The sequence below is a fragment of the Herbaspirillum sp. SJZ099 genome, assembly GCF_007828355.1.
Taxonomy (GTDB): Bacteria; Pseudomonadota; Gammaproteobacteria; order Burkholderiales; family Burkholderiaceae_D; genus Herbaspirillum.
Map to the genome: position 1 here is coordinate 537,363 of NZ_VIUO01000002.1, position 23,777 is coordinate 561,139.

Here is a 23,777-nt window from a genome sequence, read left to right on the forward strand (position 1 = left end):
GCCCCTTATCGAACCCAGTGAAGAGCCGAACCATGCTACCCACACCCGAACTCGTCAAAAGCTATATCGTCGCCGGCCTTGAGTGCCGGCATATCGAAGTCGAAGGCGACGGCCAGCATTTCAATGCCGTCATCGTTTCCGACGCCTTCGCCGGCAAGCGCCTGATCCAGCGCCACCAGCTGGTCTACGCCGCGCTGGGCGACCGCATGCGCGAAGAGATCCACGCGCTGTCGATGAAGACCCTCACTCCCGAAGAATTCCAGAAATAAGGCAAGAACATGGACAAGCTCGCAATCCGCGGCGGCAAGCGCCTCTCCGGCGAAGTCACCATCTCCGGCGCCAAGAACGCGGCGCTGCCCATCCTGTGCGCCGGTTTGCTGACGGCCGACGACCTGCGCCTGAAGAACATCCCGCACCTGCAGGACGTGCTCACCATCACCAAGCTGATGAAGCAGATGGGCCTGCGCGTGCAGGAAAACGGCGACGAGACCGTGCTCAACGGCAACGACATCACCAAGCTGGAAGCGCCGTATGAACTGGTCAAGACCATGCGCGCCAGCATCCTGGTGCTGGGCCCGCTCTTGGCGCGCTTCGGCGAAGCCAAGGTGTCGCTGCCGGGCGGTTGCGCCATCGGCTCGCGTCCGGTGGACCAGCACATCAAGGGCTTGCAAGCCATGGGCGCCGAGATCCACATCGACGCCGGCTACATCTATGCCAAGGCCAAGCGCCTCAAGGGCGCGCGCATCGTCACCGACATGATCACCGTCACCGGCACCGAGAACCTGCTGATGGCCGCGGCGCTGGCCGAGGGCGAGACCGTGCTGGAAAACGCCGCGCGCGAACCGGAGGTGGGCGACCTGGCCAACCTGCTGGTGAAGATGGGCGCCAAGATCGAAGGCATCGGCAGCGATCGCCTGGTGATCCAGGGCGTGGACAAGCTGCACGGCGCCGCCCATGAAGTGATCGCCGACCGCATCGAGACCGGCACTTTCCTGTGCGCCGTCGCCGCCGCCGGCGGCGACGTCACGCTGCGCCGCACCCGTTCCGGCCTGCTCGACGCGGCGCTGGACAAGCTGCGCGAAGCCGGCGCCATCCTCACCTCGGGCGAGGACTGGATCCGTATCCAGATGGCCGCGCGTCCCAAGGCAGTGAGCTTTCGCACCACCGAATACCCCGGTTTCCCGACCGACATGCAGGCGCAGTTCATGGCGCTCAACTGCATCGCCGACGGCACCAGCCACGTCACCGAAACCATCTTCGAAAACCGCTTCATGCATGTGCAGGAGCTCAACCGCCTGGGCGCGGCCATCGACATCGAAGGCAACACTTCCATCGTCAGGGGCGTGGACAAATTCATCGGCGCGCCGGTGATGGCGACCGACCTGCGCGCTTCCGCCTCGCTGGTGATTGCCGGCCTGGCCGCGCAAGGCGAGACCGTGGTCGAGCGCATCTACCACCTCGACCGCGGCTACGACCGCATGGAAGCCAAGCTGTCGGCCATCGGCGCCGACATCGAGCGCATCAAGTAACGGCACCGGATCCGAAGCAGACAACATGACCCAACAACTGACGCTGGCGCTGTCCAAGGGCCGCATTTTCGAAGAAACCCTGCCGCTGCTGAAAGCCGCCGGCATCACCGTAGCCGAAGACCCGGAATCGTCGCGCAAGCTGATCCTGCCGACCAACGACCCCGACGTGCGCGTGATCATCGTGCGCGCCTCCGACGTGCCGACCTACGTGCAATACGGTGCGGCCGACTTCGGCGTGGCCGGCAAGGACGTGCTGCTGGAGCATGGCGGCGAAGGCCTGTACCAGCCGATCGACCTCAACATCGCCAAGTGCCGCCTGTCGGTGGCGGTGCAGGAAGGCTTCGACTACGCCAACGCGGTGCGCCAGGGCGCGCGCCTGCGGGTGGTGACCAAATACGTCAAGACCGCGCGCGAGCACTTCGCCGCCAAGGGCGTGCACGTCGACCTGATCAAGCTGTACGGCTCGATGGAGCTGGGCCCGCTGGTGGGTCTGTCGGACGCCATCGTCGACCTGGTCAGCACCGGCGGCACGCTGCGCGCCAACAAGCTGGTGGAAGTCGAGCACATCATCGACATCTCTTCGCGCCTGGTGGTCAACCAGGCTGCGCTGAAGTTGAAGCGCGAACGCCTGCAGCCCATCCTCGACGCCTTCGAGAAGGCGTCCAAAGGCAAGTAAGACCGTAACGAAACCAAGCCGAACCCAGCCGTATTGCAGGTGACCCCATGAGCATTGCCATCCGAAAACTCGATTCCGCCGACGCCGGCTTCCGCGACAAGCTGTCGGCCGTGCTGGCCTTCGAAGCCAGCGAGGACGAGGCCATTGACCGCGCCGCCGCCGGCATTCTGGCCGATGTCAAGGTGCGCGGCGACGCCGCCGTGCTGGAGTACACGCAGCGTTTCGACCGCGTGCAGGCAGCCTCGCTGGCCGCGCTGGAAATCGGCAAGGAAGCCTTGCAGGCGGCATTGGCCGGCCTGTCCGAGACGCGCCGTGCGGCGCTGCAAGCCGCCGCCGACCGCGTGCGCGCCTACCACGAGCGCCAGAAGAAGGAGTGCGGCTCCGACGGTTTCCTGTACCGCGAGGCTGACGGCACCGAGCTGGGCCAGAAGGTCACGCCGCTGGACCGCGTCGGCATCTACGTGCCGGGCGGCAAGGCGGCCTATCCCTCGTCGGTGCTGATGAACGCGATCCCGGCCAAGGTGGCCGGCGTGCAGGAAGTCATCATGGTGGTGCCCACGCCGGATGGCGTGAAGAACGAACTGGTGCTGGCCGCCGCCGCGATCGCCGGCGTGGACCGCGTGTTCACCATCGGCGGCGCGCAGGCGGTCGGCGCGCTGGCCTATGGCACGGCGACCATCCCGCAGGTGGACAAGATCGTCGGCCCCGGCAACGCCTACGTGGCCGCTGCCAAGCGCCGCGTGTTCGGTGTGGTCGGCATCGACATGATTGCCGGGCCTTCCGAGATCCTGGTGGTGTGCGACGGCAGCACCGACCCGGACTGGATCGCCATGGATCTGTTCTCGCAGGCCGAGCACGACGAGCTGGCGCAATCCATCCTGCTGTGCCCGGACGCTGATTACATCGCCAAGGTCGAAGTCTCGATCAACAAGTTGCTCGACGCCATGCCGCGCAAGGATGTAATCCGCACTTCGCTGACCGACCGCGGCGCGCTGGTGAAAGTGCGCGACATGGAAGAGGCCTGCGAGATCGCCAACATGATCGCCGCCGAGCACCTGGAAATCTCCACCGAAGATCCGCAACGCTGGGCCGACCGGATCCGCCACGCCGGCGCCATGTTCCTCGGCCGTTTTTCGTCCGAAGCGCTGGGCGACTACTGCGCCGGCCCCAACCACGTGCTGCCGACTTCGCGCACTGCGCGCTTTTCGTCGCCGCTGGGCGTGTACGACTTCCAGAAGCGCTCAAGCCTGATCCGGGTGTCTGAAGCCGGCGCCCAGACGCTGGGCAAGATCGCCGCGGAACTGGCCTATGGCGAGGGCTTGCAGGCGCACGCCCGTTCCGCCGAACTGCGCCTGAAGTGATGCGATGACGGCTGCCTCCGACCCGTTTGCAGGCGAAGGCTGGCTGGATCGCGTGCATTGCGAGGATGCGCTGCAGGGGTTGCAGCGTATTCCGGACGGCAGCATCGACCTCCTGATCGCCGACCCGCCCTACGGGCTGGGCAAGGACTACGGCAACGATTCCGACAAGCTCGACACCGCCGCATACCTGGCCTGGACCGAGCAATGGATCGATGCCGCGCTGCCCAAGCTCAAGGCCAACGGCAGTCTCTACATCTTTTTGACCTGGCGCTATTCGCCGGAGATCTTCGTCATGTTGAAGCAGCGCATGACCATGATCAACGAGATCGTCTGGGATCGCCGCGTGCCCTCCATGGGCGGCAGCACCCGGCGTTACTCCTCGGTGCACGACACCATCGGTTTCTTTGCGCGCGCGAAGGATTATTTCTTCGACCTCGACGCCATCCGCATCCCTTACGACGAGCAGACCAAGAAGGCGCGTTCGCGCGCCATCTTCGTCGGCGCCAAGTGGCTGGAGATGGGCTACAACCCCAAGGATGTCTGGAGCGTGTCGCGCCTGCACCGCGAACACAAGGAGCGCGCCGACCATCCCACGCAAAAGCCGCTGGAGATCGTCGAGCGCATGATCAAGGCGTCCTGTCCGCCGGACGGCGTGGTGCTCGACCCGTTCATGGGCAGCGGCACCACGGCGGTGGCGGCGCGCCGCTGCGGCCGGCGTTTCGCCGGCTTCGAACTCAATCCCGATTACTGCGAACTGATCCGCCAGCGCCTTGAGGCGCTGGAACCTGCGAGCCAACAAGATGAACAAGTCACCGGCTGACCCAAGCTCCTGCGCCCCCTTGATTGCCAGCGTGATCCGTCCGCTGGTGCGCGGCTGGCAGGCGTATCACGTGCCTGACGCCGAGGGCATGCTCAAGCTGGATGCGATGGAGAATCCCTACCTCCTGCCGCCCGAGCTGCGCCAGGCCCTGGCGCAGCGGCTGGCGCAGGCGGAACTGAACCGTTACCCGGTGCCGGGGTATGTGCGCTTGAAAGAGGCGATCTGCAGCAAGCTGGGCGTGCCGGACGGCTATGACGTGCTGCTGGGCAATGGTTCGGACGAGCTGATTTCCATCCTGTCGATGGCCTGCGCCGTGCCCGGCCGCAAGGTGCTGGCGCCGGAGCCCAGCTTCGTGATGTATCAGGTGTCGGCGCTGGCGGCCGGGCTGGACTATGTCGGCGTGCCGCTGCGCGCCGACTTCACGCTGGATCTGCCGGCGATGCTGGCGGCGCTGGAGCTGCATCGCCCGGCGCTCACCTATCTTTCCTATCCCAACAACCCGACCGGCACGCTGTTCGACGCGGACGACATCCTGCGCATCGTGCAAGCCGCCGCGCCGTATGGCCTGGTGGTGGTGGACGAGGCTTACCAGCCGTTTGCCCAGGCCAGCCTGATGCAGGCATTGCCGCAGTTCAACAATCTGGTGGTGATGCGCACGGTGTCCAAGCTGGGGCTGGCCGGCATTCGCTTGGGCTATATGTCGGCCGCGCCGGCGCTGTTGCGCGAATTCGACAAGGTGCGCCCACCGTATAACATCAATGTATTGACCGAGGCGGCCGCGCTGTTCATGCTGGAGCATCTCGACGTGCTGGAAGCGCAGGCTGCGGCGCTGCGTAGCGGCCGCGCCGACCTGATGGCGCAACTGGCGGCGCTGGACGGGGTGGAGGTATTCCCGTCGGCCGCCAACTTCGTGCTGATCCGGGTCCCGGATGCCGAGAAAGTTTTCGGCGCTTTGCTCGCCGGTAAGGTGCTGGTCAAAAATGCCGGTAAAATGCATGCATTGCTGCACAACTGTTTGCGTATTACCGTTAGCACACAAGAAGAAAATACCGCTTTCCTGACGGCGCTGAAACTGGCGCTGCAAGCGCAATGAGGCACTTGCGGCCGGCGCATCCGGAACCATCTTTGCAGAACCCTTTCGTTTGAATCCCGCTTTACCCTGACCATGTCTACACCCAGAACCGCGGAAGTCGTCCGCAACACCAACGAGACGCAGATCCGCGTCGCGATCAACCTGGACGGAACCGGCAAGCAAAAGCTCGATACCGGCGTGCCCTTCCTTGACCACATGCTGGACCAGATCGCGCGCCACGGCCTGATCGACCTTGATATCGAAGCCAAGGGCGATCTGCATATCGACGCGCACCACACGGTGGAAGACGTGGGCATCACCCTGGGCCAGGCCTTCGCCAAGGCCATCGGCGACAAGAAGGGCATCCGCCGCTACGGCCATGCCTACGTGCCGCTGGACGAAGCGCTGTCGCGCGTGGTGATCGACTTCTCCGGCCGTCCCGGCCTGGAATACCACATCCCGTTCACCCGTTCGATGATCGGCGCGTTCGATGTCGACCTGACCAGCGAGTTCTTCCACGGTTTCGTCAATCATGCGCAGGTGACCCTGCACATCGACAACCTGCGCGGCATCAATGCGCACCACCAGTGCGAGACCGTGTTCAAGGCGTTCGGCCGCGCGCTGCGCATGGCCATCGAGCTCGACGAGCGCGCCGCCGGCACGATTCCATCCACCAAGGGCAGCTTGTAATCACCAGTATCCGGCGCGCTGTGCGCCGGACTTTCCGATATGAACAAAATTGTTGTAGTGGATTACGGCATGGGCAACCTGCGCTCGGTAGCGCAAGCCCTGCGCCATGTCGCGCCGGAAGCCGACGTGCGCATTTCCGGCGAAGTCGCCGACATCCGCAATGCCGACCGCGTGGTGCTGCCCGGCCAGGGCGCCATGCCCGACTGCATGCGCTGCCTGCGCGAGTCCGGCCTGCAGGAAGCGGTGGTCGAGGCCTCGCGCAGCAAGCCGCTGTTCGGCGTGTGCGTGGGCGAGCAGATGCTGTTCGACTGGAGCGAAGAAGGCGATACCCCCGGCCTGGGGCTGTTGCCGGGCAAGGTGGTGCGTTTTGAGCTGGACGGCCTGCTGCAGGACGACGGTTCGCGCTACAAGGTGCCGCAGATGGGCTGGAACCATGTGCGCCAGACGGCGCCGCATCCGCTGTGGGAAGGAATTGCGGACCATGCCTTCTTCTATTTCGTGCACAGTTTCTATGCCGTCCCCGCGGACCAGGCGCAGGTGGTCGGCCAGACTCCTTACGGCCGCGACTTCGCTTGCGCGGTGGCCCGCGATAATATCTTTGCAACCCAGTTCCACCCGGAAAAAAGTGCCGCCGCGGGTTTGCAGCTGTATCGGAATTTCGTACACTGGAAGCCCTGATTTTTGTATTTAAGGCAAGTCCGGCAAATCCTGCCGGGCCTGCCTTGCCCACAAACTCCTTTTACAGATAGTCATACCGTAGCCATGCTGCTGATACCCGCCATCGACCTGAAAGACGGTCATTGCGTCCGCCTGAAACAAGGCGATATGGAACAAGCCACCGTTTTCTCCGAAGACCCGGCGGAAATGGCCCTGCACTGGCTCAAGCAAGGCGCCCGCCGCCTGCACTTGGTCGACCTGAACGGTGCGTTCGCGGGCAAGCCCAAGAACGAGGCGGCGGTCAAGTCGATCCTCAAGGTCGTTGCCGCCTACGCCGAGGAAAACGGCGTCGAAGAGATTCCCGTGCAACTGGGCGGCGGCATCCGCGATCTCGATACCATCGAGCGCTACCTGGATGACGGCCTGTCCTACATCATCATCGGCACCGCGGCGGTGAAGAACCCCGGTTTCCTGCATGACGCCTGCAGCGCCTTCCCCGGCCAGATCATCGTCGGTCTGGACGCCAAGGACGGCAAGGTCGCCACTGACGGCTGGAGCAAGCTGTCGGGCCACGAGGTGATCGACCTGGCCAAGAAGTTCGAGGGCTATGGCTGCGAAGCCATCGTCTATACCGACATCGGCCGCGACGGCATGATGGGCGGCGTCAACATCGAAGCCACCGTGCGCCTGGCGCAGGCGGTGTCGATCCCCATCATCGCCTCGGGCGGCGTGCATAACATCAAGGATGTGGAAGCGCTGTGCGGCGTGGAGGATGAGGGCATCGAGGCGGTCATCTGCGGCCGCTCGATCTATGAAGGCACGCTGGACCTGCGCAGCGCGCAGGATCGCGCCGACGAACTGACGCAAGCCGAAGGCGCGGATACCGAAGCCGGCGGCGACTGATGCAGCACATAAGGTAGCAAACAAGATGGCCCTCGCAAAACGCATCATCCCCTGTCTCGACGTGACCGCCGGCCGCGTCGTGAAGGGGGTCAATTTTCTCGAACTGCGCGATGCCGGCGATCCGGTGGAGATCGCGCGGCGTTATGACGAGCAGGGCGCCGACGAGCTGACCTTCCTCGACATCACCGCTTCCTCCGATGGCCGCGACCTGATCCTCGACATCATCGAAGCGGTCGCCTCGCAGGTCTTCATCCCGCTGACGGTGGGCGGCGGCGTGCGCGCGGTCGACGATGTGCGCCGCCTGCTCAACGCCGGCGCCGACAAGGTCGGCATCAACACTTCCGCCGTCACCAACCCGCAACTGGTGGCCGATGCCGCCAGCAAGTACGGTTCGCAATGCATCGTGGTGGCGATCGACGCCAAGCGTGCCGGCGACGGCAAGTGGGAGGTCTACACCCACGGCGGCCGCAAGGCCACCGGCCTGGATGCGGTCGAATGGGCGCGCAACATGGCGCGCCTGGGCGCCGGCGAGATTCTCTTGACCAGCATGGACCGCGACGGCACCAGGAGCGGTTTCGACCTCGATCTCACGCGCGCGGTATCGGAAGCGGTGAGCATTCCGGTGATCGCCTCGGGCGGCGTCGGCGGCCTGCAGGACCTGGCCGACGGCATTACCCGCGGCCGTGCCGATGCGGTGCTGGCCGCCAGCATCTTCCACTATGGCCAGCACACCGTGCAGGAAGCCAAGCGCTTCATGGCCGACCAGAACATTCCAATGAGGCTGGCATGAGCATCAGCGCCAAGTGGCTGAACAAGGTCAAATGGGATGAGGTCGGTCTGGTGCCGGTGATCACCCAGGAAGTCGGCAGCAACGACGTGCTGATGTTCGCCTGGATGAACCGCGAGGCGCTGGCCAGGACGGTTGAGATCGGCCAGGCCGTCTACTGGAGCCGCTCGCGCAAGAAGCTGTGGCACAAGGGCGAGGAGTCCGGCCACTTCCAGAAGGTGCACGAGATCCGCCTCGACTGCGACGAAGACGTGGTGCTGCTCAAGGTCGAGCAGGTGGCCGGCATCGCCTGCCACACCGGCCGCCATTCCTGTTTCTTCCAGAAGTTCGACGGCAGCGCCGACAATGGCGAATGGCTGACCGTCGAGCCGGTATTGAAGGATTTGCCGCCGGGCGCCGGCGGCGCGCCTGTGGCCAAGGCCGAGAAGGCCGCGGACAAGCCCAGGCGCACGCGCAAGACCGCTGACGCGGCCAAGGATACCGAACCGGGCAAGAGCGAATCATGAGCGAAACATTGAAGCGCCTGGCCGAAGTCATCGAGTCGCGCAAGCTGGCCAACGGCGGCAACCCTGAAAAATCGTATGTCGCCAAGCTGTTTGCCAAGGGCGACGACGCCATCCTCAAGAAGATCGGCGAGGAAGCCACCGAAACCGTGATGGCCGCCAAGGATGCCCGGGTCTCGGGCGACAAGTCCAAGGTGCTCTACGAGTGCGCCGACCTCTGGTTCCATTCCATGGTGATGCTGGCCCAGTTCGACCTGAAACCCCAGGACGTGCTCGACGAGCTGGCGCGCCGCGAAGGCCTTTCCGGCCTGGAAGAAAAAGCCGCGCGCAAGGATTGAGCGCCATCCCCCCTATCTACGCAGGAGAACGGTTTGGACAATTGCATTTTCTGTAAGATCGCCGCCGGTGAAATCCCGTCGAAGAAGCTGTACGAAGATGAGGATCTGATTGCCTTCCATGACATCAACCCGGCTGCGCCGGTGCATTTCCTGATCGTGCCGCGCCGGCATATCGCCACGCTGTCCGATTGCGGTCCCGGGGAGGCCGCCTTGTTGGGTAAAATGGCGCTGCTCGCGCCCAGGCTGGCGGCCGAGCAGGGTTGCGGCTTCCAGCTCGACGCCGACGGCAACCGCAGCGGCGGGTTCAAGACGCTGTTCAATACCGGACCGGATGGCGGGCAGGAGGTGTACCATCTGCATATGCACGTCATTGGCGGCCCGCACCCGTGGCGGGTACGCTTCGTGCAACAATAATGAGCCGGCGCGCATGCAGCGCCGGCAGAGACAAGGAACGTTTTGTAGACAGGGCAGGGATGTCCGCTTAGGAGAAGAGAATGGGTTCGTTCAGTATTTGGCATTGGCTGATTGTTCTGGTGATCGTCATGCTGGTTTTCGGCACTAAGAAGCTCAGCAACATGGGCTCCGACCTGGGCAAGGCCGTCAAGGGTTTCAAGGATGGCGTCAAGGGCGCTGAAGACGAGCCGGCCAAGGATCAGGCCATCGATGTCCAGGCCAAGGAAAAAGACAAGTCCGGCAGCTGATCAAGCGGCGCCTGTTGCGCCTCCGGTGCGTCGGCGCTATGCCGCATGCGCGAGGGACGCGTTGCAGGCCGCCTCCAGATTTCCGCGTTCGCCGCTGGTGTGGCGGGCGCGTCCACCGCGCCTCGTTGCGCCTAGCCTGTCGTACTTTGCCTGGCGTACTTTGTCATTAATGTCCAAGACCCATGATTGATATCGGCCTTTCCAAGCTGGCCCTGATCGGCGTGGTCGCGCTGGTCGTGATCGGCCCCGAGCGGCTGCCCAAGGTGGCGCGCATGGCCGGCACCCTGTTCGGCCGCGCGCAGCGCTACATCAACGACGTCAAGAGCGAGGTCAGCCGCGAGATCGAGCTGGACGAGCTGCGCAAGATGCAAAAGGATGTGGAGCAGGCCGCCAGCGATGTGTCGGGCAGCATCCACAAGAGCATGTCCGACACCGAAGCATCGCTCAACGACGCCTGGAGCGGCAGTGACGGCGCTGCGGCCGGCGACAGCGCCGCAGCGGACGCAAGCAGCTGGAGCCGCACGCCCAATGCCGACATGCTCTCGATCAAGGCCAAGGCATTCCGCCGCAAGAAACTGGCGCGCACCACCGCCGTCCCGGCCTGGTACAAGCACCAGAGCGGGCGCAAGACGCGCGTCATCTCGGCCTCGGCGCGAGTGGCAAAATATCGTCCGATCGGCGCCGGCAAGTCGGCCGGTTTCTTTTAACCTAGATCCAGCAGTTGACCGCTTGCTATCTCCTTGGAAATCCGCATGAACACAAGCATTATCCGAATCAATACCGCTCTCCTTGTTGGTGAGAGCGCTATGCATTCGCCGGCACCGTGCTCACCGCGCCATGCGACGTTGCTCCTCCTTGCACACAGTAGTGCGCCGCGTCGTCGCGCCTTGCCTGGCACGCCGATCACGGCACCGGCGAACACATTCAACTGCCGGATCTAGGTTTAATCCCGACGGCACCCCGCTTCCTCACCTTACTTTTGCGCAGCAAACTCCATGGCTGAAGAAAACAATACGGCCGGCACCGAAGACAGCTTCATCTCGCACCTGATCGAACTGCGTAGCCGCGTCGTCAAGGCCGCGGCGGTGGTGCTGGTGGTCTTCCTGTGCATGATGCCTTTCGCGGCCCACATCTTCGACGTGCTGGCCGCGCCGATGATCCACGCGCTGCCGGTCGGCAGCAAGATGATCGCCACCGGCGTCATCACGCCCTTCCTGATCCCGATCAAGGTCACCATGCTGGTGGCAGTGCTGCTTTCGCTGCCCTGGGTGTTGTACCAGCTATGGGCCTTCGTCGCCCCGGGCCTGTATGCGCATGAAAAGAAACTGATCGCGCCGCTGGTGATTTCATCCTCGCTGCTGTTCGTCATCGGCGTGGCGTTCTGCTATTTCTTCGTGTTCGGCGTGGTGTTCCCGTTCATCAACAACTTCGCGCCCAAGTCGGTCTCGGTGGCGCCGGACATCGACAGCTACGTCGACTTCGTGCTGACCATGTTCGTCGCCTTCGGGGTCACTTTCGAAGTGCCGGTGATCGTGATCGTGCTGGTGCGCATGGGCCTGGTGCCGTTGCAGAAACTCAAGCAGATCCGTCCTTACGTGATCGTCGGCGCGTTTGTGGTCGCCGCCGTGGTGACGCCGCCCGACGTCATGAGCCAGCTGATGCTGGCCGTACCCCTGGTGCTGCTGTACGAGATAGGCCTGATTGTGGCGCCCATCTTCGAACGCGCCACGCGCGCGCCGGATGGCGAAGAGGCCAAATCCTCCGCTGCCGAGTAGGCTCCCGCCAGAAGTAAAAAAGCCCGCCGCATTTGCATGCGCGGGCTTTTTTACATTCGGGCTTTCCCGGGCGTTTATGCGTTTATTCTTCCGCTATCGGCAGCGGAATATTGCGCAGCCAGTTCACCAGCGGATAGGCATCCTTGAAGCCGGCCAGCACATCCTTTTTCAGGTCGGTCGGCACTTTCTTCTTGATGCTGGTTTCGGTCCACACGATGAAGCTTTTCAGCTTCACGTATTCGATATTCGGGCTGTCCGGGTCGAAGCCCTTGGGCGGGCGCACCAGCTTGCCTTCGTCTTGCAGGTCGCCGTAGGTCTCCACCAGTTTCTTGTTCTTGCGCATCTTGTTGAAGCCTGATGCGTCGCTGATGACATGGTTGCGGATGGCGCGCAGGCGATCCGGTGGCGGCATGTATTCGCCGCCTGCGATGAGCAGCTTGCCGTCCGCGTCGATGTGGAAGTAATAGGCCGGGCCGCCGCCCTGGCTGGGTTTTTTCAGGCCGCTGGCGGTGATGGCCGCGGAGAAGTGGGTCTTGTACGGGCTCTTGTCGTGCGAAAAGCGCATGTCGCGGTTGATGCGAAACAAGGCCTTCTTGGGATTGCAGCCGGCGATGGCGGGATCGAATTTGGCGATGTCGGCGATCAGCTGCGTGGTCAGCGCCAGGAACTCTTCGCGCAGGATGTCGTAGCGCGGCTTGTTCATCACAAACCAGGCGCGGTTGTTGTTCTCGGATAGTTCGGCCAGGAACTGGGTCAGGTCGCGCACGTGCATCTTGTTCGATCTCCTTGTGATGGCGATGGCCGCGCCCCGCTGTGGTGGCGCGTGGTATCGGGCATTCTAGCCCTTCCGGCTTTTCTTATTCTTCGTCGCTGTCTTCGCTTCTGGGCGGCGGCGGACGCTTGCCTACGGTGATGCTGAGCTTGGTTTCCTGGGCCCGGCGCAGCACCGTCATGGCAATGTTCTGGCCGGGCGTGAGCTGGGCGATCACGTTGAGCATCTCGGTGGTGTCGGAGACCGGTTTGCCTTCGATGCTGACCAGGATGTCGCCCGGCTTCATGCCGGCGCGGTCGGCCGGGCCGCCCTTGAGCACGCCGGCGATGATGGCGCCGGTCTTCTTGCCCAGGCCGAAGCTTTCGGCCAGTTCGGGCGTGATGTCTTGCGGTTCGACGCCGATCCAGCCGCGCACCACCTGGCCGTGGCTGATGATGGCTTCCATCACGGTCTTGGCGGTCGACATCGGGATGGCGAAGCCGATGCCCAGGTTGCCGCCGGTGCGCGAATAGATCGCGGTGTTGACGCCGAGCAGGTTGCCGTTGGTGTCCACCAGCGCGCCGCCGGAGTTGCCGGGGTTGATGGCGGCGTCGGTCTGGATGAAGTTCTCGAAGGTGTTGATGCCGAGATGGTTGCGCCCCAGCGCCGAAATGATGCCCATGGTAACGGTCTGGCCCACGCCGAAGGGGTTGCCGATGGCCAGCACCACATCGCCCACCGAACTGTTCTCGGGATGGCCCAGCGTGATGGCCGGCAGGTTGGGCAGCTCGATCTTGATCACCGCCAGGTCGGTTTCAGGGTCGATGCCGACGACCTTGGCGGTCGCCTTGCGGCCATCGGCCAGCGCCACTTCGATCTGGTCGGCTGCTTCCACCACGTGGTTGTTGGTCAGGATGTAGCCTTGCGGGCTGACGATCACGCCCGAGCCCAGGCTCGACTGCTTGTCGTCCTGCTGCTCATCGAACTGGTCGCCGAAGAACTTGCGGAAGAAGGGATCGTTCTGGAACGGGCTTTTTTGCGGACGCGCCTCCATGGTGGTGAAGATGTTCACCACGGATGGCATGGCCTGCCGCGCGGCGTGCTGGTAGGAGCTGAGCGCGGGCGCGTCGGGGGCGGCTTCCTGCATTTGCACCGTGGACTGCGCCGGGCGTGCGCGGGAGCTGAAGGTGCCGGATATCCAGTCGGGCTTCAAGGTCGTTACAATGAACCACACCGCCAAACCGATTGTCACGGTTTGGGCAAACAACAACCATAAACGTCGCATATAGAAACCAGATGAGGATGAAAATGAGCCGGCAAGTTACCAGGGACGAGTTCGGGAAATATCTCGGCCAGACGCTCAATGCCGGGCAATACCGCGATTATTGCCCAAACGGCCTGCAGGTGGAAGGGCGGGCGGCGATTGCCCGGGTCGTCAGCGGCGTGACCGCGAGCCTGGCGCTGATCGAAGCCGCCCTCGATCTGAAGGCAGACGCCATCCTGGTCCACCACGGTTATTTCTGGCGCGGCGAGGATATGCGGGTGATCGGCACCAGGCAGCGCAGGCTGAAGCTGCTGCTTTCCAATGACGTCAACCTGTTCGCCTACCATCTCCCGCTGGATGCGCATCCGCAATTGGGCAACAACGCGCAGCTTGCGCGCCAGCTTGATCTGGCTGCTAGCGGCCGTTTCGGTGACGATGAGCTGGGTTGGCTCGGGCGCAGCAGTTCGCCTTCGGTGAAGACCGCCGCCGATCTTGCCGCGTTGATCGAAAAGCGCCTGGGACGCATGCCGCTGCTGATCGGCGATCCGCAACAGGCATTGGGTGACATTGCCTGGTGCACAGGCGCGGCGCAGGGCATGCTGGCCGATGCGATCGCGGCCGGCGCTTCGGCCTACATCAGCGGCGAGATTTCCGAGCCTACCGTGCATCTGGCGCGCGAGACCGGCACCATCTATATCGCGGCCGGCCATCACGCCACCGAGCGCTATGGCGTGCAGGCGCTGGGCGAGCATGCCGCGCAACATTTCGGTATCGAACACCGGTTTATCGACATCGATAATCCGGTTTGAGCGCGGTTTGTGCGCGGATTGACCGGGAGCGCGGCCCCGGCGCCGCGTATTGCCCCAGCAAGCCCGCCCGGGCTTGCCGATGGCGGAGCTGCCGGTTTACTTCTTCAGCGCATCGCGGATTTCGCGCAGCAGCAGGACGTCTTCCGCCGGCGCCGCTGGCGCTGCTTCCTCTTGCTTGGCGGTCAGGTCGCGCGCCTTGTTGATGATGCGAATCATCTGAAAGATGATGAACGCCAGGATCACGAAGTTGATCAGGATGGTCACGAAATTGCCGTAGGCGAACACCGCGCCGGCCTTCTTGGCCTCGACCAGCGACAAGCCGTAGGGTTGGCCGTTGAGCGGGATGTAGTAGCTGGCGAAATCGAGGCCGCCGAAGATTTTGCCGACGACCGGCATGATGATGTCTTGCACCATGGATTCGACGATCTTGCCGAAGGCGCCGCCGATGATGACGCCGACGGCGAGGTCGACTACGTTGCCCTTGACCGCAAATGCGCGGAAGTCTTTCAGCATGCTCATGGTTGTTTTCTCCTGTGGAAGGTTGCTGTTTATCTACGAAGGGATGGCGCTAGGGCGTTATATCCCGTCGCGGATGAAAAGTAAATTGGCCGCCATTTTATGCGGCATCGCAAAATAAGAGGAGAAAAGATCAGATTGACAACAGGTTGCGCTGCATCAAACGGTTTTTTGCGCCAGTCGGCGCCATAACTGCCCGTTAGCTTCAAAACCCTATTCAGCTTATATATAATCAAAAGTTGCATGAGGGTCACTTAGAAGGTCCACGCTAACTTACATATGGAGATAGGGGTCTTTATGACGGATGAGAATCAGGTCGACGCAAGTCGACGCGGTTTGCTTGTTGCCACTTGCGCGGCCGGCGGTGTAGCAGGGTTGGCCACTGCCGGAGCTTTTGTCTCCACCTTGCAGCCATCGGAACGGGCCAAGGCTGCGGGCGCACCGGTTGAAGTCGATATTTCAACCTTGGCTCCCGGTGAAATGCGTACCGTGGAATGGCGCGGCAAGCCGGTCTGGATTCTCAAGCGCACCCCAGAGATGGTGGCGTCGCTCAAGCAGGTCGATGGCGCCGTGGCCGATCCGCAGTCCAAGCGCACCGATTTCTCCGAGACGCCCGACTATGCGCTCAACGAATGGCGCTCCATCCGCAAGGATGTCCTGGTCGTGGTCGGCATCTGCCCGCACCTGGGCTGCTCTCCCAGCGCACGTTTCCAATCGGGCCCGCAGCCTTCGCTGCCGGATGACTGGCATGGCGGTTTCCTGTGCCCCTGCCACGGTTCCACGTTCGATCTTGCCGGACGCGTCTACAAGAACAAGCCGTCCCCGGACAACCTCCAGGTGCCGCGTTACATGTTCGAAGGCGACAGCAAGCTGGTCATCGGCAAAGACGAAAAAGGGGAGGCGTGATTATGGGTGCATTCCACGAAAAGAAACTGCCCGACGATGCGCCGGTTTCCGCCAAGGCGCTGAACTGGATCGATGCCCGCTTTCCGCTGACCTCGACCTGGAAAGCCCATCTTTCCGAGTATTACGCGCCCAAGAACTTCAATTTCTGGTACGCCTTCGGCTCGCTGGCGCTGTTGGTGCTGGTGATCCAGATCGTCACCGGCATCTTCCTGGTGATGCACTACAAGCCCGACGCCAACCTGGCCTTCGCCTCGGTGGAATACATCATGCGCGATGTGCCCTGGGGCTGGCTGGTGCGCTACATGCACTCGACCGGCGCATCGGCCTTCTTCATCGTGGTCTACCTGCACATGGTGCGCGGCCTGCTCTATGGTTCCTACCGCAAGCCGCGCGAGCTGGTATGGCTGTTCGGCGTGGCGATCTTCCTGTGCCTGATGGGCGAGGCCTTCATGGGCTACCTGCTGCCCTGGGGACAGATGTCGTACTGGGGCGCGCAGGTGATCGTCAACCTGTTCGGCGCGATTCCCTTCATCGGCCCTGACCTGTCGCTGTGGATCCGCGGCGACTACGTGGTGTCGGACGCTACCCTGAACCGCTTCTTCTCGTTCCACGTGATCGCCATTCCGCTGGTGCTGATCGGCCTGGTGGTGGCGCACATCATCGCGCTGCACGAAGTCGGCTCGAACAATCCAGACGGCATCGAGATCAAGGAAAAGCTTGACGCCAACGGCGTGCCGCTGGATGGCGTGCCGTTCCACCCGTACTATTCGGTGCACGATATCTTCGCCGTGTCGATCTTCCTGATCGTGTTCTCGGCAGTGGTGTTCTTCGCGCCGGAGATGGGCGGCTACTTCCTGGAGTACAACAACTTCATCCCGGCCGATTCGCTCAAGACGCCGCCGCACATCGCGCCGGTGTGGTACTTCACGCCGTTCTATTCGATCCTGCGCGCCACGACGGCCGACTTCATGGGCTGGCTGATCGCCGGGGTGGCGGCCTATGTCGCCCTGCTGGTGTTCAAGTCGCGCCTGGCCGGGGCATTCAAGATCGCCGCCATCGTCATCGGCCTGGCCGTGATCGCCGGCATGCTGGTGTTCGACGCCAAGTTCTGGGGTGTGGTGCTGATGGGTCTGTCGGTGGTGATCCTGGGCGGCTTGCCTTGGCTGGACCAGTCGCAGGTCAAGTCCATCCGTTACCGTCCGGACTGGCATAAATATATTTACCTTGTCTTTGGCATTGCCTTCATTGCGCTGGGTTATCTGGGCGTGCAGCCGCCGACTGCCATCGGTACTGTCATCTCACAGGTCTGCTCGATCATCTACCTCGGCTTCTTCCTGCTGATGCCGTGGTGGAGCGCCGCCGGCACGTTCAAGCCGGTGCCCGACCGTGTCGTCTACCATCCGCACTAAGCCAGCCGCCAAAAGGACAAGAATATGAAATTGCTGAAGAGACTGATCGCCACGCTGGCGCTGTTGCCGGCGTTGGCTTGCGCCAACGAGGGCGATTTTGCGCTGGATCATGCGCCGGATCGCACCAAGGATGTTTCTGCATTGCAAAATGGCGCCAAGCTGTTCGTCAACTATTGCCTGAATTGCCACGCGGCATCATCGATGCGCTACAACCGCCTGCGCGACATCGGCCTGTCGGAAGACCAGATCAAGAATAACCTCTTGTTTACAGGGGAAAAAGTCGGAGATCTGATGAAAATTTCGATGCAGCCGCAGGACGCCAAAGCCTGGTTCGGGGCCACGCCGCCGGACCTTTCGGTGATCGCGCGGGCCAAGGCATCGGGACTTGGATCCGGTCCGGACTGGATTTATACCTACCTGCGCAGTTATTATAAGGACGACAGCCGCCCCACCGGCTGGAACAACATGCTTTTCCCCAACGTCGGCATGCCGCATGTGTTGTGGGAATTGCAAGGAATCCGGGGCGCCAAGTACGTCGAGGAGAAAGATCCCCACGACGAAGGCAAGACTATCCACAAATTCGCGGGATTCGAGCAGATCAAACCGGGAAAGATGAGCGCAATCGAATATGATAGCGCCGTCGCCGATCTGGTCGGTTATCTTGAGTGGATGGCCGAACCTGCGCAGAATACGCGTAAACGGCTTGGCGTCTGGGTATTGTTGTTCCTGGGCGTCTTCCTGGTTCTGACCTGGCGTCTGAACGCTTCCTACTGGAAGAACGTCAAGTAAAATCTCGACTCCGCGAAGTTTGCGGAATTGCGTATCGGGGTGAGCGTTATGCGTCTCGCCCCCCTTTTGTTTTTAGGGCTCTACAAAATGATGGTTCTTTATTCGGGCACGACCTGCCCATTTTCGCAACGTTGCCGCCTTGTCCTGTTCGAGAAGGGCATGGACTTCGAAATCCGCGATGTTGACCTGTTCAACAAGCCGGAAGACATTTCCGTCATGAACCCCTACGGCCAGGTGCCGATCCTGGTCGAGCGCGACCTGGTGCTGTACGAGTCGAACATCATCAATGAATACATCGATGAGCGTTTCCCGCATCCGCAACTGATGCCGGCCGACCCGCTCATGCGCGCCCGCGCCCGCCTGATGCTGTTCAACTTCGAGAAGGAGCTGTTCATCCACGTGCACACGCTGGAGAACGAGAAGTCCAAGGCCGCCGAGAAGAACCAGGAAAAGGCGCGCAACGAAATCCGTGACCGCCTGACCCAATTGGCGCCCCTGTTCCTGAAGAACAAGTACATGCTGGGCGACGAATTCTCCATGCTGGACGTGGCGCTGGCCCCGCTGTTGTGGCGCCTGGATCACTATGGCATCGAGTTGTCCAAGACTGCAGCACCGCTGATGAAGTACGCCGAGCGCATTTTCTCGCGCCCGGCCTACATCGAAGCGCTGACCCCGTCGGAAAAGGTCATGCGCCGTTAAGTCGCACATGCCGCCCGTTCCCGCGCCTTTGGCCGGGACGGCGGCAGCAGTCCAGACCGTTTTGCAGTTCCACCCCGGCCATGCCGGCAGATGCGCAGGCCCACGCCGGTGCATCGCACTACACACCCAGTCATGCCCGAAGTTTCCACCAAGCCCTATCTGCTGCGCGCCATTTACGAGTGGTGCACCGACAACGGCTTCACCCCCCACATCGCAGTAGTGGTCGACAGCCATACGCGGGTGCCGATGCAATTCGTCAAGAACGGCGAAATCGTCCTCAATATCAGTTTCGAAGCCACCAGCGGCCTGAAGATGGAAAATGACAGCATCCGCTTCAGCGCGCGTTTTGGCGGCGTTTCCAGGGACATCCTGATCCCGGTCGAGAACGTCATCGCCATCTACGCTCGCGAGAACGGGCAGGGCATGGCCTTCGAAGCGCCCGACCTGGGCGCCGCGCCCAGCGAGGCCGGGCAAGACAGTGAAAAGGATGGGGGCGCCCCCATGCTGTCTTCCGTCCCGGTATCCGAACCCGAGAAAAAGCCGGCCACAACCGAAGCGCCAGGCGATGACGACCCGGAACCACCGAAAAAAGGCGGACGCCCTGTACTTACCCGCATCAAGTAGGCTATAATCGCCGGCTAAAGTTTTTGCTGGCTTAGCTCATCTGGTAGAGCACCTGACTTGTAATCAGGGGGTGGCGGGTTCAAGTCCTGCAGCCAGCACCAGAATCTGAAAAAAACCCATCATGACCAGTTGGTTATGATGGGTTTTTTCTTGCCTGGTTGTCGCCACGTTGCGTGGCGACTCCAGTTTATTTGGTGCCGAAGATCCGGTCGCCCGCATCGCCCAGGCCGGGGACGATGTAGGCATGGCTATCCAGGTGCGAGTCCAGCGACGCCACATACAGCTTCACGTCCGGATGGGCATCGGTGAACACTTGCACGCCTTCCGGCGCGGCCACCAGCGCCACGAACATGATGTGCGCGGCCGGTACGCCGCGCTTCTTGAGCGCATCCACGGCGTACACGGCAGAGTTGCCGGTGGCGACCATCGGGTCGCACAGGATCATGGTGCGGTCTTGCAGGTCCGGCAGGCGCACCAGGTATTCGACCGGCTGGTGGTTCTCGTCGCGATAGACGCCGATGTGTCCCACGCGCGCCGAGGGGATCAATTCCAGCAGCCCATCGCTCATGCCGACGCCGGCGCGCAGCACCGGCACGATGGCCAGCTTGCGGCCGGCGATCACCGGGGCTTCGTAGCTCACCAGCGGAGTCTCGATGGTTTCGGTGGTCAGCGGCAGGTCGCGCGTGATTTCATAGCCCATCAGCAAGGTGATTTCGCGCAGCAGGTCGCGGAAGGTGCGGGTGGACGTGCGCTTGTCGCGCATGTGCGTGAGCTTGTGCTGGATCAGCGGGTGGTCGAGGATGTACAGGTTCTTGAAGCGCGGATCTTGTCTCATGGCGGAAGGCGATTGGGCTGTGTTGGTGCGGCAGGGCCGCGATGGCGGCATTGTCTCATGCCGCGGCCCGGGGCGGAATCGCACCATGCAGAAGCGGATGGCCGATCAGCGCCGGCCGAACATCATTTGTCCGGCCAGCAGGCCGCGCGCCGTGGGCAGCAGGTCGATCGCGCCCAGCGACAGTCCCAGCAGCGCCTGCGCCGGCGTGCCTTGCGGCGCGCTGGCGAAGATGCGGGCCATGAGGTCGGTCAGGCGGATGGTCAGGTCGCGGTCCTGGCCGCGGCGATGGTGGAATTGCTGCAATGCCTCCGGTGTCCGTTCGCGCGCCAGTATATCGGCCAGTACCCTGGCGTCGCGCAGGCCGAGGTTCAGGCCCTGGCCGGCCACCGGGTGCAGCGTCTGGGCGGCATTGCCGATGGCGACCACGCGCTGCGTCCGTCCGGGTTTGGCGTTCAGGCCCAGTGCATAGGAGTGGCGCGGTCCGGTGCGGGTGAAGCGGCCGATGCGCTCGCCGAAAGCCTGGTTCAGTGCCGCCAGGAAGGCGCCGTCGTCCAGCGCCAGCAGGCGTTCGCCGGTGGCGGGCCGCACGCACCAGACCAGCGCGTAGCCGTCGTCCTGCGGCAGCAGGGCCAGCGGCCCTTCATCGGTAAAGCGTTCGAAGGCGCGGTGGGCGACGGCCTGGTCGGCGTGCACATGGGTAATCAACGCCAGTTGCCGGTAGTCGCGCTGTACGCCTTTTTGCTGCTGTTGGCCGAATACGCCGCCCTCGGCCTGGATCGCCAGCGTCGCGCGCAGCACCCGGCCATCTTGCAGCGAGACGGCGACGTGGTCGTGTTCCTCGGCCAGCGCCACCACTTCGGCCGGGCGGAACAGGTTCAGCCCCAAGCCGCCGGTAGCCGTCGCCAGCGCCTGGTTGATGCTGCCGTAGCGGGCCACATAGCCGAGGGCAGGCAGGTCGTAATCCTTGCAGTCGAGCAGGGTGCGGCCGAAATGGCCGCGGCGCGAGACGTGGATCTGTTCGATGGCGGTCGCGGTTTTTTCCACGCCATGCCACCCGCCCAGTTCTTCCATGATCTGGCGGCTGCCGTAGGAGAGGGCGATGGTGCGCGGATCGGCGGCGGCCTGTTCCGGCGTTTTCAGGTCGACCAGCGCGATGCGCGCGGCATCCAGTCCGCGGCGCGCCAGCAGGCCGGCGGCGCACAGGCCTACCGGGCCGCCGCCGCAGATGATCAGGTCGAAGTCGGCGATGTGCATGGCGCGGGAAATAGATGTCGGGTGATGCGGCGGCGTCGGGTCAGCCCTGGCGCATCAACGCTTCGATGTCGTCGGCCTTGCTCGGCACGCCGGTGGTCAGCAGTTCGCAGCCGGTGGGCGTGACGTGGGCATCGTCCTCGATGCGGATGCCGATGTTCCAGTATTGTTCCGGCACGCCTTCGCCCGGGCGCACGTAGATGCCCGGCTCGACGGTCAGCACCATGCCCGGTTGCAGCGTGCGCCAGGGCTTGCTGCCGTCGGCGGCCGGCGGGTCGCGGTAGTCGCCGACGTCGTGCACGTCCATGCCCAGCCAGTGGCCGGTGCGGTGCATGTAGAACTGGCGGTAGTCCCCTTTCTCGATCACGTCCTGCAGCGAGCCGACCTTGTTCTTGTCCAGCAGGCCTGTGTCGAGCATGCCTTGCGCCAGCACGCGCACGGCGGCGTCGTGGCCGTCCATGAAGCGCTTGCCGGGAACGATTTCGGCGACGGCGGCATTCTGCGCGGCCAGCACGATGTCGTATAGCTCCCTCTGCGGGCCGGAGAACTTGCCGTTGGCCGGGAAGGTGCGGGTGATGTCGGAAGCGTAGCTGTCCAGTTCGCAGCCGGCGTCGATGAGCACCAGGTCGCCGTCCTTCAGTTCGGCGTCGCCGGCGCGGTAGTGCAGCACGCAGGAATTGGCGCCGGTGGCGACGATGGAACCGTAGGCCGGATATTGCGAACCGTTGCGGCGGAATTCGTGCAGCAGTTCGGCTTCCAGGTGGTATTCGCGCAGGCCGGGGCGGGACAGGCGCATGGCGCGGCAATGGGCTTCGGCCGAGATGATGCCGGCGCGCTTCATCAGGTCGATCTCGAAGGCGTCCTTGAACAGGCGCATGTCGTCCAGCAGGACGCTGACGTCGACGATCGAGCCGGGCGCCGCCACGCCGCTGCGCGCGAGGGCGCGCACGCCTTGCAGCCAGCGCTGCAGCTGGGCATCGCGGCGGTCGTCGTGGCCCAGCGCGTAATAGACGGCGGGGGCATCGGCCAGCAACGCCGGCATGCTTTTGTCGAGCTCGTCGATGGGATGGGAGGCGTCGAAGCCGAATTCCTGCTGCGCCGCCTGGGGGCCGAAGCGGTAGCCGTCCCAGATTTCGCGCTCCAGGTTCTTGTCGCGGCAGAACAGGATGCTGCGGTTTTCCTTGCCCGCCACCAGCACCAGCACCGCTTCGGGTTCGGTGAAGCCGCTCAGGTAGTAGAAATAGCTGTCGTGGCGGTAGGGATAGTCGGCATCGCGGTTGCGCATGACTTCCGGCGCGGTCGGGATGATGGCGACCCCGCCGCCGGCCTGTTGCATGCTGGCGATGAGGCGGGCGCGGCGTTCGGCGAAGGGCGTGGCGTTGAAGCTCATGGACGTATGCCTCCTGGCGGCTGATTGAGTGCTTCCAGTTGATCGATGGTGCCGACGTTGTGCCAGTCGCCGCGGTAGACGTCGCCGCCGACCTGGCCGCGCGCGGCGTATTCGCGCAGCAGCGGGCCGAGCTTGGCGTGCTGGCCGGGCGCGATGGCGTCGAACATCTGCGGACGGTAGACCCCGATGTTGGCGAAGGTCAGCTTGTTCTCGCCTTCATTGGCGATGGAGAAATTGTTGAGCGCGAAGTCGCCATCCGGATGGAACGGCGGATTCTTGACCAGCCAGATCCAGGCCACGTCGCGCTTGTCCAACGGCAGCGGGTTGCCCCACGGGTCTTCGTCTTCCAGCACGGTCTTGACCTGCTCGTAGTCGAAGTGCGGGCACCAGATGTCGCCCGAGACGGCCACGAAGGGCGCCTCGCCCAGCAGATGACGCGCCTTGGCAATGCCGCCGGCGGTTTCCAGCGCGCTGTCTTCAGGCGAGTAATGCAATTGTGCGCCGAACTTGCCGCCGTCGCCCAGCGCTTCCTCGATCTGCTGGCCCAGGTGGGCGTGATTGATGACGATCTCGGTGATGCCGGCGCGCACCAGCGACAGGATTTGCCATACGATCAGCGGGCGGCCGCGCACTTTCAGCAGCGGCTTGGGGCAGGTGTCGGTCAGCGGGCGCATGCGCTCGCCGCGGCCGGCTGCGAAGATCATGGCTTTCATGTGCATGGA

28 protein-coding genes, 1 tRNA gene and 1 pseudogene are annotated in these 23,777 nt (G+C 63.3%); 23 read left to right on the forward strand and 7 right to left on the reverse strand.

Going from position 1 to position 23,777, the window contains the following annotated elements; genetic code table 11:
* The first annotated feature begins 32 nt into the window (after positions 1-32).
* The 16 genes and pseudogenes from FB597_RS07515 to tatC all read left to right on the forward strand — a co-directional run bounded on the left by FB597_RS07515 (position 33) and on the right by tatC (position 11,812).
* Positions 33-269: a BolA family protein gene (locus tag FB597_RS07515; protein ID WP_141913712.1), complete on the forward strand. Its 237-nt coding sequence runs from the start codon at positions 33-35 to the stop codon at positions 267-269.
* A gap of 9 nt (positions 270-278) precedes the next feature.
* On the forward strand, positions 279-1,529 hold the full coding sequence (gene murA, locus FB597_RS07520) for a UDP-N-acetylglucosamine 1-carboxyvinyltransferase (RefSeq protein ID WP_144768942.1): 1,251 nt from the start codon (positions 279-281) through the stop codon (positions 1,527-1,529).
* Positions 1,530-1,554: 25 nt separating this feature from the next.
* Positions 1,555-2,205, forward strand: coding sequence for an ATP phosphoribosyltransferase (gene hisG, locus FB597_RS07525; RefSeq protein ID WP_144768944.1), 651 nt, complete (start codon positions 1,555-1,557; stop codon positions 2,203-2,205).
* 47 nt (positions 2,206-2,252) lie between these two features.
* Positions 2,253-3,566: a histidinol dehydrogenase gene (gene hisD / locus FB597_RS07530; protein WP_144768946.1), complete on the forward strand. Its 1,314-nt coding sequence runs from the start codon at positions 2,253-2,255 to the stop codon at positions 3,564-3,566.
* Positions 3,567-3,570: 4 nt separating this feature from the next.
* Positions 3,571-4,386, forward strand: coding sequence for a site-specific DNA-methyltransferase (locus FB597_RS07535; RefSeq protein WP_141913708.1), 816 nt, complete (start codon positions 3,571-3,573; stop codon positions 4,384-4,386).
* On the forward strand, positions 4,367-5,479 hold the full coding sequence (hisC, locus tag FB597_RS07540; protein WP_144768948.1) for a histidinol-phosphate transaminase: 1,113 nt from the start codon (positions 4,367-4,369) through the stop codon (positions 5,477-5,479). Before FB597_RS07535 ends, hisC begins: the two co-directional genes overlap by 20 nt.
* Positions 5,480-5,551: 72 nt before the next feature.
* Positions 5,552-6,148, forward strand: coding sequence for an imidazoleglycerol-phosphate dehydratase HisB (gene hisB / locus FB597_RS07545; protein WP_050466674.1), 597 nt, complete (start codon positions 5,552-5,554; stop codon positions 6,146-6,148).
* A 39-nt stretch (positions 6,149-6,187) separates the two neighbouring features.
* Entirely contained in the window at positions 6,188-6,826 is a 639-nt protein-coding gene (gene hisH, locus FB597_RS07550; RefSeq protein ID WP_141913706.1) for an imidazole glycerol phosphate synthase subunit HisH, read from the forward strand.
* Between the two features lie 84 nt (positions 6,827-6,910).
* The gene (gene hisA, locus FB597_RS07555; protein WP_144768950.1) at positions 6,911-7,708 is read left to right on the forward strand and encodes a 1-(5-phosphoribosyl)-5-[(5-phosphoribosylamino)methylideneamino]imidazole-4-carboxamide isomerase; all 798 of its coding nucleotides are present in this window, start codon (positions 6,911-6,913) and stop codon (positions 7,706-7,708) included.
* Positions 7,709-7,733: 25 nt separating this feature from the next.
* Complete coding sequence (gene hisF / locus FB597_RS07560; RefSeq protein ID WP_141913704.1) at positions 7,734-8,498, forward strand: imidazole glycerol phosphate synthase subunit HisF; 765 nt, start codon at positions 7,734-7,736, stop codon at positions 8,496-8,498.
* Positions 8,495-8,878: pseudogene (hisI, locus tag FB597_RS07565) on the forward strand (phosphoribosyl-AMP cyclohydrolase); the annotation flags it as partial. The gene hisF and the pseudogene hisI, both read left to right, overlap by 4 nt.
* 119 nt (positions 8,879-8,997) lie before the next feature.
* Positions 8,998-9,336 (forward strand): phosphoribosyl-ATP diphosphatase, encoded by a 339-nt coding sequence (locus FB597_RS07570; RefSeq protein WP_144768953.1) that lies wholly within the window; start codon positions 8,998-9,000, stop codon positions 9,334-9,336.
* 33 nt (positions 9,337-9,369) lie between these two features.
* Entirely contained in the window at positions 9,370-9,750 is a 381-nt protein-coding gene (locus FB597_RS07575; RefSeq protein ID WP_141913701.1) for a histidine triad nucleotide-binding protein, read from the forward strand.
* An 80-nt stretch (positions 9,751-9,830) separates the two neighbouring features.
* A complete protein-coding gene (tatA, locus tag FB597_RS07580) occupies positions 9,831-10,037 on the forward strand; it encodes a Sec-independent protein translocase subunit TatA (RefSeq protein ID WP_141913700.1) in 207 nt (68 codons plus the stop codon).
* A 182-nt stretch (positions 10,038-10,219) separates the two neighbouring features.
* On the forward strand, positions 10,220-10,744 hold the full coding sequence (tatB, locus tag FB597_RS07585) for a Sec-independent protein translocase protein TatB (protein WP_144768955.1): 525 nt from the start codon (positions 10,220-10,222) through the stop codon (positions 10,742-10,744).
* 288 nt (positions 10,745-11,032) lie between these two features.
* Positions 11,033-11,812, forward strand: a complete 780-nt coding sequence (gene tatC, locus FB597_RS07590; RefSeq protein ID WP_141913698.1) for a twin-arginine translocase subunit TatC — start codon at positions 11,033-11,035, stop codon at positions 11,810-11,812.
* An 82-nt stretch (positions 11,813-11,894) separates the two neighbouring features.
* Here the strand turns inward: tatC and FB597_RS07595 are convergent, their stop codons facing one another.
* Together FB597_RS07595 and FB597_RS07600 are read right to left on the reverse strand one after the other, a co-directional pair.
* Positions 11,895-12,584, reverse strand: coding sequence for a DUF2461 domain-containing protein (locus FB597_RS07595; RefSeq protein ID WP_144768957.1), 690 nt, complete (start codon positions 12,582-12,584; stop codon positions 11,895-11,897).
* Positions 12,585-12,669: 85 nt separating this feature from the next.
* Positions 12,670-13,848 carry a Do family serine endopeptidase gene (locus FB597_RS07600; RefSeq protein WP_141913696.1) on the reverse strand — a complete coding sequence of 393 codons (1,179 nt, stop codon included), beginning with the start codon at positions 13,846-13,848 and terminating at the stop codon, positions 12,670-12,672.
* A gap of 23 nt (positions 13,849-13,871) precedes the next feature.
* Between FB597_RS07600 and FB597_RS07605 the strand changes: the two genes are divergently transcribed.
* Positions 13,872-14,636, forward strand: coding sequence for a Nif3-like dinuclear metal center hexameric protein (locus tag FB597_RS07605; RefSeq protein ID WP_144768959.1), 765 nt, complete (start codon positions 13,872-13,874; stop codon positions 14,634-14,636).
* 96 nt (positions 14,637-14,732) lie between these two features.
* Here the strand turns inward: FB597_RS07605 and mscL are convergent, their stop codons facing one another.
* A complete protein-coding gene (mscL, locus tag FB597_RS07610; protein WP_141913694.1) occupies positions 14,733-15,155 on the reverse strand; it encodes a large conductance mechanosensitive channel protein MscL in 423 nt (140 codons plus the stop codon).
* Positions 15,156-15,449: 294 nt separating this feature from the next.
* On the opposite strand from mscL, the gene petA reads away from it, so the two are divergent.
* The 6 genes from petA (at position 15,450) to FB597_RS07640 (ending at position 19,680) form a co-directional block, all read left to right on the forward strand.
* Positions 15,450-16,058, forward strand: coding sequence for a ubiquinol-cytochrome c reductase iron-sulfur subunit (gene petA / locus FB597_RS07615; RefSeq protein ID WP_141913693.1), 609 nt, complete (start codon positions 15,450-15,452; stop codon positions 16,056-16,058).
* Between the two features lie 2 nt (positions 16,059-16,060).
* Positions 16,061-17,467, forward strand: a complete 1,407-nt coding sequence (locus FB597_RS07620) for a cytochrome bc complex cytochrome b subunit (RefSeq protein ID WP_141913692.1) — start codon at positions 16,061-16,063, stop codon at positions 17,465-17,467.
* A gap of 24 nt (positions 17,468-17,491) precedes the next feature.
* On the forward strand, positions 17,492-18,256 hold the full coding sequence (locus FB597_RS07625; protein WP_141913691.1) for a cytochrome c1: 765 nt from the start codon (positions 17,492-17,494) through the stop codon (positions 18,254-18,256).
* Positions 18,257-18,343: 87 nt separating this feature from the next.
* Positions 18,344-18,955 carry a glutathione S-transferase N-terminal domain-containing protein gene (locus tag FB597_RS07630; RefSeq protein WP_141913690.1) on the forward strand — a complete coding sequence of 204 codons (612 nt, stop codon included), beginning with the start codon at positions 18,344-18,346 and terminating at the stop codon, positions 18,953-18,955.
* A gap of 132 nt (positions 18,956-19,087) precedes the next feature.
* Positions 19,088-19,579 (forward strand): ClpXP protease specificity-enhancing factor, encoded by a 492-nt coding sequence (locus tag FB597_RS07635; protein ID WP_144768961.1) that lies wholly within the window; start codon positions 19,088-19,090, stop codon positions 19,577-19,579.
* A gap of 25 nt (positions 19,580-19,604) precedes the next feature.
* Positions 19,605-19,680, forward strand: a tRNA-Thr gene (locus FB597_RS07640).
* Between the two features lie 86 nt (positions 19,681-19,766).
* On the opposite strand, the gene upp is transcribed toward FB597_RS07640, so the two are convergent.
* The 4 genes from upp to murU all read right to left on the reverse strand — a co-directional run bounded on the left by upp (position 19,767) and on the right by murU (position 23,768).
* On the reverse strand, positions 19,767-20,414 hold the full coding sequence (gene upp, locus FB597_RS07645) for a uracil phosphoribosyltransferase (RefSeq protein WP_141913687.1): 648 nt from the start codon (positions 20,412-20,414) through the stop codon (positions 19,767-19,769).
* A gap of 105 nt (positions 20,415-20,519) precedes the next feature.
* Entirely contained in the window at positions 20,520-21,668 is a 1,149-nt protein-coding gene (locus tag FB597_RS07650) for an FAD-dependent monooxygenase (RefSeq protein ID WP_144768963.1), read from the reverse strand.
* Positions 21,669-21,708: 40 nt separating this feature from the next.
* Entirely contained in the window at positions 21,709-23,055 is a 1,347-nt protein-coding gene (pepP, locus tag FB597_RS07655; RefSeq protein WP_144768965.1) for a Xaa-Pro aminopeptidase, read from the reverse strand.
* Positions 23,052-23,768, reverse strand: a complete 717-nt coding sequence (murU, locus tag FB597_RS07660) for an N-acetylmuramate alpha-1-phosphate uridylyltransferase MurU (protein ID WP_141913684.1) — start codon at positions 23,766-23,768, stop codon at positions 23,052-23,054. Before murU ends, pepP begins: the two co-directional genes overlap by 4 nt.
* Positions 23,769-23,777: the final 9 nt, after the last annotated feature.